The sequence below is a fragment of the Pantoea sp. SM3 genome (assembly GCF_000963995.1).
Classification (GTDB): domain Bacteria; phylum Pseudomonadota; class Gammaproteobacteria; order Enterobacterales; family Enterobacteriaceae; genus Pantoea; species Pantoea rwandensis_B.
In genome coordinates this window covers 1-13672 of sequence record NZ_JZRD01000021.1, presented here as the reverse complement: position 1 = coordinate 13672, position 13672 = coordinate 1, and the positions used below count along the sequence as shown (strand labels likewise).

The 13672-nt window shown below is 51.9% G+C and carries 7 protein-coding genes; 1 reads left to right on the top strand and 6 read right to left on the bottom strand.

All coding sequences use genetic code 11. From position 1 onward, the window contains the following. Positions 1–57: 57 nt before the first annotated feature. The 6 genes from VI01_RS13265 to VI01_RS13235 all read right to left on the bottom strand — a co-directional run bounded on the left by VI01_RS13265 (position 58) and on the right by VI01_RS13235 (position 11644). Complete coding sequence (locus VI01_RS13265; RefSeq protein ID WP_045815530.1) at positions 58–1296, bottom strand: aromatic amino acid transporter; 1239 nt, start codon at positions 1294–1296, stop codon at positions 58–60. A 533-nt stretch (positions 1297–1829) separates the two neighbouring features. Then, positions 1830–2024 carry a hypothetical protein gene (locus tag VI01_RS13255; protein ID WP_045815529.1) on the bottom strand — a complete coding sequence of 65 codons (195 nt, stop codon included), beginning with the start codon at positions 2022–2024 and terminating at the stop codon, positions 1830–1832. Positions 2025–2316: 292 nt separating this feature from the next. Further along, complete coding sequence (locus VI01_RS13250) at positions 2317–3327, bottom strand: Gfo/Idh/MocA family protein (RefSeq protein WP_045815528.1); 1011 nt, start codon at positions 3325–3327, stop codon at positions 2317–2319. 33 nt (positions 3328–3360) lie between these two features. Continuing rightward, positions 3361–4182, bottom strand: coding sequence for a TIM barrel protein (locus VI01_RS13245; RefSeq protein WP_045815527.1), 822 nt, complete (start codon positions 4180–4182; stop codon positions 3361–3363). Between the two features lie 145 nt (positions 4183–4327). Beyond that, on the bottom strand, positions 4328–5773 hold the full coding sequence (locus VI01_RS13240; RefSeq protein WP_045815526.1) for a sugar porter family MFS transporter: 1446 nt from the start codon (positions 5771–5773) through the stop codon (positions 4328–4330). 321 nt (positions 5774–6094) lie between these two features. Continuing rightward, a complete protein-coding gene (locus tag VI01_RS13235; RefSeq protein ID WP_045815525.1) occupies positions 6095–11644 on the bottom strand; it encodes an autotransporter outer membrane beta-barrel domain-containing protein in 5550 nt (1849 codons plus the stop codon). A 575-nt stretch (positions 11645–12219) separates the two neighbouring features. Here VI01_RS13235 and VI01_RS13230 point away from each other — a divergent pair. Next, a complete protein-coding gene (locus VI01_RS13230; protein ID WP_045815524.1) occupies positions 12220–13563 on the top strand; it encodes an MFS transporter in 1344 nt (447 codons plus the stop codon). Positions 13564–13672 lie beyond the last annotated feature (109 nt).

Below are 13672 nucleotides of genomic sequence, written 5' to 3'. Positions count from 1 at the left end.
CGAACCGGCATGATATGCCACGAGGCTGGCGTTCAATGGCATTTTAATGGTGTTAAATCAGGCGTTGCCGAAAGTGGGCAGCCAACCTAACCAACTGAGTAACCAGGCACCGATATTCAGTACACCGAAAATCATGACCAGCACGATTGAGAGCGTGGATCGCGGCATCCCGGCAAAACGCTGTTGTGCCTTCCAGGCCAGCATCGCCGGGATAATGACTGCCCAAAGGGTAGCAAACAATCCCGCGAAGCCAATTGCGGCGACAAAACCATGCGGCCAGAGCAGTGATGCAATCAACGGGGGCAGAAAGGTCAGACCGGCTGTTTTCAGACGTGCCAGCGGTGCGTTGCCCCAGCCTAGACGATCGGCAATGAAGTCAAACAGCCCCGCCGTCACGCCAAGAAAAGAGGCGATAACGGCAAAATGCGAAAAGACGGACATCATCAATGCCAGTGCACTGCCATTGAGGTGGTCGCTCAACGCCGCCATCAGCGCGGCGATATCACCGCCCTGCTGTACGATTCCGGGGAATGCAGCCCTCGGCAGATTACCCATGGTGCTGGTCAACCAGAACAGGTAGAGAGCGAGCGACATTAAGGTACCAAGCACCAGCGCTTGCGTGATTGACCGTTTGTTACCATCGTAATAACTCACCAGCCCGGTGATATTGCCGTGATAACCAAAAGACGCCAGGCAAAACGGTAATACGCCCAGTGCATAAGGCCAATAATGCTCTCCCGCTGGCGCGACGCTGAGTAACGAAGGCACGCTGACCTGCGTCAGCAAACCACCAAAGAGCAGGATCAGCAGCAGGATTTTCGCCATTACGCAGAATGTCATTAAGCGACTCACACCTGTCGTACCCAGCCACACTACGGCGGCCACGGCGAGCGTGAGTGCGATTTTTGCGCCGGCGGTGGAGAGCGGCAGCCCTGCCAGGTTGAGCGAGTGCTGATAAACCGGACCGCTGGCGGAGATATAGGCATAAGTCAGAATGCCCAGCACAAAGAGAATACTGAGACCGTTAAGCGTTGCCCAACCGCGACCCAGCAGATCCTTCGTTAAGGTGTCATAACCCGAACCCTGTGGATAGTGCAGGCTGGTGCGCATAAACAGCAAACCTGATAGCAACATCGCGCCCCACGTCACCAGCAACAGCAGCAGCGCCCAGCTAAACCACGCACCGGCCATCACAATCGGTAAGGTGAACATGCCCGCGCCCACCACCGTACCGCAAATAATCATCGCTCCCCACCAAACGGAAGGTTGGCGCTGGCTCAAGGTTGAGTCCGTCATTATCAGAATCCCTGAAAGATCAAAGGCGGCGATACTACACGGAAAGTGTCAAGAGGGAGAGGCAACGGGATCAGATCGTGACGCGCTGAGTGTCAGCGTAGGGTGACAGCGTCACTCGTGAGTGGGGTGTTAAGACCTTTTATTGATGAATTCATCAAAACATTGGTAGGTGCTGGTATCAAACAATGAGAGGGTCTCAACCTCATCCATCGGTATTACAGAGAGAAGGAAAAAGAGTGGATAGGAGAGTGCCGTATTGTTCGTTAACCACGAATAGTAGTCTTTGATGCCATAGGTGGACACAAACAGAGGGGAATTGAAAAGATGAGGCTGACAACGACCAGGAACAGGTAAATAAATAGAATCAGGCAAAATCCCTGAATGACAAACTAGCAGCCATGCATGGCAACATAAAAATACGATGTCCAGCCATCGGTTCTGGCATGGCGTATGCGGGATTGATAATGATTTTCTGTAAACCAAAAGCCACAGACCAATACCACCATAATCACCAGCGGACCCATCGTTAATCCTTAACGTTTTGCGGCCAATTCCTTCATACGGGCCTGCATGGAATCGCGGACCTGCGGATTATTCATGTTTAACAACGCATTACCATTAGCATCAGTGATAATTTTACTGTCATTAGACTGCTCAATATCCTGCTGGTTGATTGATTGCATCAATCGTCCTGGCATGCTGAGAAAAAGCTCCAGAATCTTTGGCATATGATCTCCTGACTTCGCGAAGTTTAAACCGTCAACGGGCATCAACCGCTTAAACATGATGCCTCTTTAACGTAGAAACTCAACCTTTCCTGAAATTTTGACATTTAAAAGTGGGCAACATTCAATCTACCTCTGAAAGAGGAACCCTCTCTGGATGCAAAACATACCCACCCGCTTTCAATGAACTGAGTATTTATACAGCACTTAGCGGTGAATCGCCAACGATAAATCAAGCTCACGTGATGGCGTAAACACTCAGTCACGGGCGCACCAGGGTGCGCCCGTGTTTCCGTCATTGATAAAACGCAGGGCGTGGTGGCATGGTAATCGGCACAATCTCACCGTTGTTTTGCGCGGCAACACAGGCATCGGCGGCAACCGCCGCAGCATAACCATCCCAGGCAGACGGGCCCGTCATGTTGTCAGACAACACGCTGTTAATGAAATCCTGCAATTCCACATCGTAGGCATCGATGAAGCGTTTTTTCCAGTCGGTCAGAATGCCTGTGGAGAGTTTAGCCGCACTTCGTGTCTGAACGGACATCGGCTCAGGCAAGCTCGCAATCCCGGTCTCACCCACCACTTCACACTGGATATCATAGCCATAGGCACAGTTGACGAAAATTTCGACGTCAATGCGTACGCCCTTCGCCGTTTCCAGCAACACTATCTGCGGGTCTTTCAGATGCGATGAGGCTTTACGCGTTTTACGCGGATAAATCACCTGTGCACTGACGTAATCGTCTTTCAACAACCAACGCAGAACATCCAGTTCATGGATCAGGGTGTCAGTGATCGCCATGTCCGTGGTGTAGTTATCACCCACTTCCGGGTTACGGTGTGCGCAGTGCAACATTAAGGGTTCGCCAATGTCTCCGCTATCAATAACGCTTTTCAATGCACGATAGCCGCTATCGTACGGGCGCATGAAGCCAACCTGCACGCGCTTTTTACCACTCGCGATCTCCGCCTCCACAATGTTCATACAACCCTGCGCCGTTACCGCCAGCGGCTTTTCACAAAATACCGCTTTCCCGGCTTTAATCGCTGCCAGCACAAATTCTTCATGCGTTGGGCCCCATGATGTCACCAGAATCGCCTGTACATCGGGAGCATTAATCAGGTCATGTGCATTGTCATAGATCTCGGCTTTGAGTGCGAGATCGGTCAGGATCTGCTCGCAGTTAGCACGGTTGATGTCATTCAGTGCAACCACGCGAGCGTTTTGCAGCACCTGGCTGCAACGACGAATGTGTTCGCGCCCGATTGCGCCAGTGCCAATTACACCAATATTCAGCGTCATGGTTTGTTCCTTCGTTCTTCTATACGAGTAAAGTTAATGGTTCAGAAAATCAATGCTGGTACGAATCTCACGCGCGATATCCGCTTCACTCCACGCTTCCATCACTGACGAGAAGGGTTCAAACGCGTAAGTACCGGTGTAACCTCTCTCTTCCAGGCGCTGGACTTGTCGTTTCGATTGCAACAGGTCCTCAGCGCTGAGCATGATGCGTTCTTCATCAGTCAATTCTGCAGTTGGACGTGTATCCGTCACGCCAGACAGGTGAACCAATCCGATGCGGTTAATGTCAACGCCACCGGCGAAGTCCTGTTCTGCGCCTTCATACAAATGATGATGGAAGGTATCGAGCACGATCTTGAATGGCACATCTGCCTGTTTGATCAACTGTTGTGCCAGTGCCGCTGAACGCAGCGAACTCTGCGGGAAGCCCAACGGTTCCACCAGCCCTTCAATGCCGTATTCGGCGAACAGCGGCGCGAGCGTTTTTAAAGCGGCAACCGTTTGTTCACTGGAGACCACCGTTCCGTCATTGAGTGGGCACAACACCAGCGCTTTCGCCCCGGTTTCACGTGCGTCCTTTAATAAACCCCGTGTTTTTTCCAATATCTCAGCGGATAACTGGTTAAACGGATACACCGCATTGATTGTTTCGATGGTCAGCGCATGTTGATTTGCCAATTCACGAATTTTCGTGCCCCCTAAACCATCCGTCACACTGCCACTCTTCATATCATTACGAATCTCGACCTTATTTATCCCCAAATCTTTCACCAAGGTGAAAAACTGATTAACAGTCAAGTTCGGCGCAATTTTTCGATTAATACAAAAACGGTCATGGCTTATTTTCTGCGTCATGTTATTTCCTGAAATGATTATCAGCGTATTGTGTTTTGGTTATTCTGTTTTGCTACGGTGTTTAGCGTGTTTTGATAGTAATTTATCTTCTGGATTTGTACTGCGTCATCCTTGAGTGATTTACATCAAGCTCGCGCATCCACCTCTAAGGCTTGCCGTCATACAGCGCGAAGAAGTAATGTTCGACCTGTTCCAGACTGCGCCCTCGCGTTTCCGGAATGGTGCGCAGCACAAACATCGATCCACCAATACCGATAATCGCGAAGGTGAGGAAAGCGCCTGCAAGACCAAAGGCAGCCAGCAATATCGGAAATGCCATTGAGATAGCAAAGTTGGCCATCCACAGTGCGAATACCGCGCCGCCCATGCAGATACCTCGCATGCGCGCGGGGAAGATCTCCGAAAGCAGCAGCCAGGTCACCGGTGAGAGCGCGCCTTGCTGGAAACACAGGAACATCAGCATGCCAGTCAATACCAGATAGGCGCGCAACAGATTGACCTCTCCGCCTGCAAGATACTCCGGCATAAAGAAGCACACGGCGGCAATAAAGAACAGGCAAGCGGTGCAGCCCATCTGCCCGACCAGCACCAGCGGACGGCGGCCGATTTTACCTATCATCCAGATCCCGACCAGGGTCATCACCACAGAAATGACACCGTTCGCTATGGTGGCAAACAGCGCAGCATCATTACTCAGCCCTGTCGCAGTCAGCATGGTCGGCGCGTAGTACATAATGGTGTTAACGCCGGTCAGCTGCTGGATGGCAGCGATACCAATACCTAACAGAAACACCTTACGTAGCCAGGGCGTGCGCAGATCGCGCAGCCGACCTTTACCTTTCTGCCGGTTTTCTTCAATGGTCTCTTCAATCTCTTCTAACTCCCACTCAACATCCTCTGCTGCACGGGTCTTCTCCAACACCTGCCTGGCTTCGCGGACATTGCCTCGCATCACAAGCCAGCGCGGGCTTTCTGGCATGAAAATCATACCCAACCACAACAGCACGGCGGGAACAGTCGAGAGTGCCAGCATCCAGCGCCAGGTATGCTCACCACCCCAGATTTCATTGAAGGTCGCATTCGAGACATACGCCAGCAGTTGACCCGATACAATCATCAACTCCTGTAAGGTCACCAGTTGGCCGCGTTTATTGGCTGGCGCGATTTCAGCGATATACACCGGCACGGTCGCCGCAGCACCGCCCACGGCAATGCCGAGGAAAAGTCGTGACATAATCATCGACACCACATCCGGCGCAAATGCTGAACCGACTGCGCCAAGGGCAAAAATAAACGCCAGAGTGATGATGATTTTGCGCCGGCCCATAGCATCGGCGAAATGCCCGGCCAGCAAAGCGCCGAATGCGGCTCCAAACAGTAACGAGCTGGTCACCAGACCCGTGGTGAATGGCGTTAATTGCAGGTCGCTGCGCATAAATAACAGCGCACCCGATACCACCCCAGTATCGTAGCCAAATAATAATCCGCCGAGGGTTGCCACCAGCGCAATAATCTTCACAAAAGGCTCAGTTCGCGTCACGCTATTAGGGCCTGACGCGGTATTTGTCGAGATATACAGTTCTTTTTCCATAACCTCTCCTGGTAAAAAACGCATTTGGAAATACAGCAGAACAAAACAGAAATGACGCTATCGGTATTTTTGTTTCATGTTAATTTTTATTTGAAATTGATTTTCCGAAATGTGATATCAAGCATTCTGGATATTTTATTTTGATGGTTAAACATCAAAAGCGCGGCTTAATTTAAAATGCGAGGAAAAGAAGGTTTCAAATAACCCTGAATTGAGGAGGGAGAGTAATATTGAATAATAGTGGCGCTAATGCCTTAAAGGTCAGAGCGGTGAAATAAGAAAAACCTTACGCCAGGGAATATTGGCGTAAGGTAAACGCAATCAGAATTGCCAGCGTACACCAGCGTTATAGCGCCAGCCTTGAGTACCGTTACCGTCAAGCTCCTGACGATAGTCTGCCTCAGCATACAATGAGAGATTCCCTTTAAGCGTGGCTGTGCCACCCATGCCGACGTCCCACATCTGACCGAACTTTCCGCTGTCGAAACTGACGTTATCCGCGCTGCCGTTTATACCCGCTCGCGTGGTGGCCGCCCCGCCCCAACCGCGTGTGTAGCTGGTCCGCAGATAAGGCGTGTATTGCTGCCCAGCGGTATCTTGCCAGGTGCGATCCAAACGCGCGCCCACGCGGCCAATGGTTTGATCGTAATTGCCCCAGCTGACGCGGGTGTTATCACGATCCACCAGATCATCCATGTTGAGCTGCAAGTAGACTAATTGCGCCTGCGGTTCCAGACGAATTCCATTGCCCAACTGCCACGGGTAGCCCGTTTCCAGTGACGCGCCCCAGCCGTTACCCTTCAGTTTGCCCACCTCTTTTTGCCGTGCAATATCAGTATCACCGCGGTGCCAGTCGAATGACAACGCCCCATCCACATAGAAGCCACTGTCACGCAGCCAGGTGCCGTAGAGCGACAGGGTATCGCTGTCGAAGCTGGTCGAGCTGTAACCATCCGCTGCATCGGGGCGAATCCGGGCATTACCTCGCGTGTAGGCCACGCCGGCTCGCAAACTGTCGCTGGCGCCCTGCAGATGAATCAAATTGCCGCCCAGTTGCACTGCACTGTAATCAAGGTCGAAGTCGTAGCCGTTCTGGCTCAGGCTGCGATCCGTCTTGTAGGTGAGATTTGAACCAAGATAACGGATAAACATCTCGCCACCGTTGCCCGTGCTGCTATCAGGATCCTGGCGCAATTCCCCCAACCGCTTATGCAGGTCGTCTATGACCGCCATGTTGTAGTAGGCCAGTCCGACAGGCGCAGAGATATAAGACGGCATTTGAGGCGTCAGTTGTGGACGTAGTGCATGGCCATCTGCATCACTGACAAAGTTGCTGGCGAGACGAAAATCCTGCCCGGTCCCGTTTGGGCTATTGTAAAGGCCATACTGATAAGGCCCCGCTGCCACATAACCCTTTGCCAGCGCGAAGCTGCTCGCACTGGCAATGCCTGTCACCTGCGCCAGTGCAATGCCGTTATCAGGCGTAATCACCGCCAGATGGTTCGCCATCGGGTTAACATCCAGCAAAGTGGTGCCGCTGGTGTTGCCATTTACGTGCACACTGTCACTTGTACCGCTGTCAATCTGAGTGTTCAGCTTCACATGACCGCCAGGCGAATTGAGGTCGCCATCAATGGTCAGCGTGTTGCCGGGCACGCCATTACCATTGGTCAGATCGAGCGTACCGGCATTATTCACCACCAGCGAACCATCGGTTGCGCCACTCAGCAGGGGATTGACGCCATTGCCCGCATACAACGTTGAACCTTCACCGATATTAATGGTGCTGTGCGCCAGCTTCAGGTTATCGGTCAACGTCCATTGGGTGTTATTGAAGTTGATGGTGCTCCAGCCTCCGCCAAGGTTGGTGCCTTTGCTCAAATCATCGGCGCTAAATGACCCGCCACGCGCATTGATGTCATTAAAATAGAGTGTGCTGCCAGCGCCATTCTGTGTCGTGATATGCCGGGTATTTGCCAGATCAACTTTCTCCACCAGCGCCTGGTTATTACCGCTCCCCATGGTCACGCTACCATCAAGCGTACCGCCGGACACTTGTACGATGTCATTACCCGCACCCGTATTCACATCCCCCACCACGCTACCCGACATCAGTGCAATGCGGTCATTCGTCGCGCCGCCTGCCACCACCTCAATATCCGGGAAAGTTGCGCTAATTTGCCCCTGGTTGATAAAGAGCGTTTGCCCGCCGCGCAGATCAATCACAGGCGAGACTTTACTGTTTGAGACGATATTGCCCCGGTTAATCACCTCGCTGGCGGTGTTAGTGACAATCGCCGAGCCACCACTCAAGTCATATACGCCGATGAAGCCTTCGTTGATCACTTTGCCGGTGGTGTTGGCTTGAACGCCGGTGGTATTGGCACCCGAAAGGAAAATGTAGTAATTGGGACCTAGGGTTAAATCGTTGTGGGTGACAGAACCATCTTCATTGGCAAACAGATAGCCGATGCCGGGCGCGTTGGTCTGGCTGTTACTGCTGACATTGAGATAAACATGGTCGTCATAACCGAACGAAGTTGCCGAGCGGATGCCATTACCGCCATTGACGTCCAGTCGCACATAGTTCAGGGCAATATTGCTGGTTTCTGCACGGTTATTAATCAGATTGCGGGCACCACTCAATACCACATGATCGGCACTAAACCCGGCTGCACCGTTGTCAATCAGTACCGTATCTGCGTTACCGCTGGACCAGATCGTGCTGCTGTAGTTGTTGTACTGATCGCCTTGCCCATCACCAATAATGTTAAGCGAACCGCCATTGCCAACACGAATGGCAGCGATCCCTTCGGAATAGAGTTGTCCGCTGCTTTGACGATATGTCGAAGCCCCTGACGAGGCGTCCAATGCCACCCCATTATATGCGGAAATCGAACCGCTGTTGATCAGCAGGCCGCCATCCGTCAGTGCAACCGCGCGGCTGTTGTTGCCATTGACGATGAGAGTGCCCTGGTTACTGATATAACCGCCGTCGCCTGCACTCAATAACGAGATATTCTCAGCATCCGTCGTCAGATTGGTGCTGTTACTGATGCTGCTAAAGCCTTCAAGCGCCTGATAACCGATCTGATTGGCAGCATGGAATGCAATTTGACTGCCCTCACCAATCACTACCGTGCCGCCATTGCCCGCCTGCGCGCCTACCGCATGTTCACCGTACAAATTGATGGTGCCATTTTGGTAGAAGTAAGCGGCGTCCCCAAAAGCCACGCCACCCACGGAAGGCTGTTCCGCGCTGGCATTGCCGGCGGAGACATTGATCGTGCCGTTATTAGTCGCCCGAGCGCCAACCGAATAGGTGTAACCCTCTGTGTAAAGCCCGCTACTGCCATTAGTGATCGACACCGTGCCATTGTTGGTGGCATTCCCGCCGAGCGAGCCAATCCCCACCGTGTTGCTGCCTTCCAGTGTGATATCACCGTTATTGATCAGCTGCCCGGAGCTACTGGCAATAAAACCAATCTGCCGATCCTGCGAGCCATAGATATTGGCATTGTTAGTCAGCAGCGTGTTGGTGAAAGGCAGCGTTGTGGAGTTGGTAATATTGCCGTTGAGGTCGGTACGATTGCCTTGTACCTGCGCCACGATGCTATGTATGCCATTCATATTGACGGTGGTTGCAGCGTCAATGGTGCCCTGCGCCGCGCCCTCAATACGCAAACCGATGCCATTTTCGCCGAGATTAAAGATGGCATTGCCGGTGCTAACCGTGGTGTTATCGCCACTGCCAAGGACGGCGGTGGAAAGGTTGCCATTTGAAGTTAACGTCATGCCACTGCCATCAAAGCTCGCGCCATCCTGCACACGAAAGATGGATGCGTTATCTCCCGTTACGCCGTAGTGGCCATTCTCGGGCAGTAAGATTTTTGCGTTCGGCCCCATAGCGAGAAAGGTGATTTGATCGGCACCGCTATTACCCGTGGGTAGAGCCTTCTGCGATACATTCACCGTGGCATTGCCTTCCGCGCGTATCCCAATCGCGCCAGCTCCGTTTAAGGTGATTGGTCCGCTGATCTCCGCCGACGCGACCCCGCTATCGATACCGTTCACCCATACTGCGGTGTTACGTGTTCCTTCCGTGACATTTGCATTGCCAGCAATATTGATTGGGCCATCAGACCAGGCGTGCGCAAAACCACCGTCATTCGCCGTCACCAACAGGCCAGTACCGTTATCGCCATTCAGGTTAATCACTCCGGCATTGCCCACCTGACCGCCGCTGCCAGAGTCCATCACCTTCAGCCCAGTGCCGCGACCATTGACATCAATGACGCCATTATTACGTGTGACGGCATCCGCGCCGCCAGTCACGCTCATCGCCGCGCCGCTTTGTACACCCGAACCCATGATGATGTAGCCGTTGTTAACTGCGCTGTTGCTACCCAACTGAAGGATACCGTTGGCGCTCTCCAGCATAATGTCAGACGTTGCGTCACCCGGATGGTTTTGCGGCGTACGACCAAGGTAGATGGTGCCATTGTTGGTGAAGGTGCTCGCAGCGCCGCTCAGTGTCACCGCAGTGGCACTGCCGTTGTCGCCGACAAGATTGATAGTGCCGTTATTCACTCCTTCGCTGTTATCTAACTGGATGGCTGATCCCGCGCTATTGATAATGCCGTTGTTAATAAAGCGACTACCGCTGGCGTTAACAGCTAACCCATTGACGCCAAGCGTGCTGTTATCAATGCCACTCCCCTCGGCGTTATTAAAGAAACCACTATTAATGACACCGTTGTTGATGCCGCTGCTGCCATGGGTTAATACCAGTGCATCATTATCGGTGATTCCGCTACCGGTACTGGCTAACTTGCCGTTAATGGTTGCGGTGGCACCCTTGTCCGCGCGCATCGCTCCGCCGTTGGCATTCGCCACCTCAAGGGTTTTTCCTGCCTCAATGGTGGCGTATGCATTAGCACCATCAGCACTGAGCACCACGCGTTCACCTATCGGCAGGAAGGCTTCATCTTCATCCGGGGTATTCACTCCCCACACCACTTGCCCGCTGCTGAGCGTGACCGCTTTATTAAATTCGTTATTGTAGTCAGAGGAACTGATCTGGCCATTTTGCAGTTGCTCAATCAGCCAGTCGTTGTAGTTTTGCAGGTCGCTCAATGACGTCACGTTGAAGTCGGTAGTGTCGCCATACAGGCTGGTCACACTGAATGCGCCGTTATATGCCACCAGATTGTCCACATTCAGGCCCCAGCGCGACACGGCAGGAATCTGCGTCGCGGTGAATGTGATACGGTTATCCGAATCCCAGTTCATGTTGCCTTTATTGCTGGCAGTGAATAAGCGGCTCTGTTTAGCCGCCATCTCCCAACCATTTGCCACCGTGCTGGCTCCATCCGTGCCTAATTGCACGTTGATAGTGCCATTACTCACTGAGGCAACACGCGAATCAATGTACTGCTGATTCTTTACCTCTTCGAAATCGGTGACCAGGATGCTGCTATCGACCGGGGCGAGATTGCTCAACGCGGCTGTGTTGTAAGTCTGAAAATTGCTGTAAGAGCGGTGATCCTCATTAGGCACTGAGATCGTGAAATCCTGCGCCCCCAGACTCAACCTCTCTTTACCTAATAAGTTGTTGTCTGTCACCAACCGGCCTTGATCCTGTAACTCGCCAATGGATACCTGCAATTCGCCACTTTTACCCGGCGTAAATTGCGGCAACCCCGTTAGCGATTGTGTGCTGCCGTTACACACGCAAAATACCCCCACTTTGTTGTCATTTTTCGCAGGGTCAAAAGGTTGAATAACGGCAGCATTCGTTTGCATCGCAGGAATCATAATGCCTTGTGCAGCCAGCAAACTGATAACCAGCGGTTTTAATTTAAATGACATCCTTTCCTCCAGAGAGAAAATAATATTTTCACGCGGCAAAATAGCGCCAGGCATGACGGTTGTTTAATAAGCGAGAGAGCAGGAATGGAAAACGCATTATGTAGAGTTATCTCAGCATTTCGTAAAGGAAACGTCTAGCTGGAGTTAAGGAGAACGGAGGGGATTAAGTGAAATTAAGAATTAACCCTTTAAAATCAGCAGATAGCATGGCTTTGATTAATGCTCGCCTCTTCTTTTATATCAGTGCATTAGATTTAAATTAAGATCCAACATTTACTGCTATTATTAAAAAAAATTCATTTAATTATTTACAATTTGAGATGTAGATAAAACGTCACCATCAATGAAGTAGATCCATTCTATTTTGAATTTTCATCTCATAAAGATTAATAAGCGCAGCGAGGCAATCAGAAAAAATTATATTGTTTAAGCCTGCCTGGTGGTTGTTTTCTGAAGAAGCGAATTGAAGTGAACCGGAGATTTCGCGCCATCGTAAATTTGTGATCGTTCGCGCAATAAACCAGCAGACATCCTTGTATGGTAGTCTAATATTATAAACCTGCAGGATTTTGGCTATGGCATCTTCCACTTTTACTCAGACCCAAACGGCACAGGGAAATCACACCTCACTCATTCGTCGTGTCGCCAGTGCTTCGGCGATTGGCACCGCCGCGGAATATTATGATTTCTTTGCCTATGGCACGGCTGCAGTACTGTTTTTTGGCCACCTGTTCTTCCCCAGCCACGATCCCTTAATTAGCACCCTCGCCGCATTTGCGACTTATGCCGTTGGCTTCCTCGCTCGGCCGATTGGCGGCATTGTGTTTGGCCATATTGGCGACAAAGTGGGACGTAAAAAAGCGCTGGTGGCCACCATCCTGATAGTCGGTCTCGGTACTTTTTGTATTGGCCTGCTGCCAACCTATGAAAAGATCGGCATCTGGGCACCGGTGTTATTGATAGCCATTCGCCTGTTGCAAGGTTTTGGCGTGGGCGGCGAACAAGCTGGCGCGGTCCTGATGACCGCAGAATATTCGCAAGCATCACGTCGTGGTTTTTTTGCCAGCTGGGTTCAAATAGGTGCTCCGGTTGGGTTCCTGCTGCCGCTGGCACTGTTCGCCATTCTTAATGCCTCCCTGAGCGCGGAACAAATGATGGATTGGGGCTGGCGCGTACCTTTCTTACTGAGTGCACTGCTGGTCATCGTGGGGTTGTTTATTCGTTTACGCATCGACGAATCGCCAGTGTTCGCCGCCATCCGCGAAACCAAGGCCGCCGAATCGCGTCCGTTAAAAGAAGTGATTCGCGGTAATCCGAAATTAATCATCAATGGTGTGGCGGCTAAATTAATCGAAGCCTGCGCCTTTGCCCTCTTCACGGTGATTATCCTGGCCTGGGGCAAAGCTAATAATCTCGACGCCGGCATACTGATGAACAGCATGATTGTGGCTGTGATTCTCGAGATATTTGCCATCCCGCTGATGGGGGCGTTATCCGATAAGATCGGACGCAAACCGGTATACATGATGGGTGCACTGCTCATTGTTATTTCCATTGTGCCCTTCTTTTATGCCCTGTCCCAAAACAGCTACTGGCTCACGCAAATTGCGATGATTGTCGCGCTGACACTGGGCCACAGTATGTGCTACGCCCCACAGGCGTCCTGGTTCCCGGAACTGTTCCCGACGCATATTCGCTGCAGCGGCATTGCAGTGATTTGGCAGGTGGGATCGTTAATTGGCAGTGGCGTGCTTGGCTTAGTTGCGGTGAAAATCCTGCAGGCCACCGATGGGCACTGGTATGGCCTGGCGCTGTATGTTGCGGTGCTGGGGGTGATTTCCGTTGTAGGCCTGCTGCGATTGCCTGAAACGGCTCCAGGCCGACGTGATGGCGAATATCACACCTGGGAACAACATTAATTAACGATGGGCGCGCGAAGTGAAGTGAACCCCTTAACCTGGACAGTTACAGCATCGCCTGTTGGTACTGAGTTCGGTATTGTACCGGACTCAGTCCACCTAACCCCGT

What these genes read in the sequence shown, in the direction of transcription:
- VI01_RS13265 (WP_045815530.1), bottom strand. Translation starts at nt 1,296, where the DNA reads ATGACGGACTCAACCTTGAGCCAGCGCCAACCTTCCGTTTGGTGGGGA.
- VI01_RS13255 (WP_045815529.1), bottom strand. Translation starts at nt 2,024, where the DNA reads ATGCCAAAGATTCTGGAGCTTTTTCTCAGCATGCCAGGACGATTGATG.
- VI01_RS13250 (WP_045815528.1), bottom strand. Translation starts at nt 3,327, where the DNA reads ATGACGCTGAATATTGGTGTAATTGGCACTGGCGCAATCGGGCGCGAA.
- VI01_RS13245 (WP_045815527.1), bottom strand. Translation starts at nt 4,182, where the DNA reads ATGACGCAGAAAATAAGCCATGACCGTTTTTGTATTAATCGAAAAATT.
- VI01_RS13240 (WP_045815526.1), bottom strand. Translation starts at nt 5,773, where the DNA reads ATGGAAAAAGAACTGTATATCTCGACAAATACCGCGTCAGGCCCTAAT.
- VI01_RS13235 (WP_045815525.1), bottom strand. Translation starts at nt 11,644, where the DNA reads ATGTCATTTAAATTAAAACCGCTGGTTATCAGTTTGCTGGCTGCACAA.
- VI01_RS13230 (WP_045815524.1), top strand. Translation starts at nt 12,220, where the DNA reads ATGGCATCTTCCACTTTTACTCAGACCCAAACGGCACAGGGAAATCAC.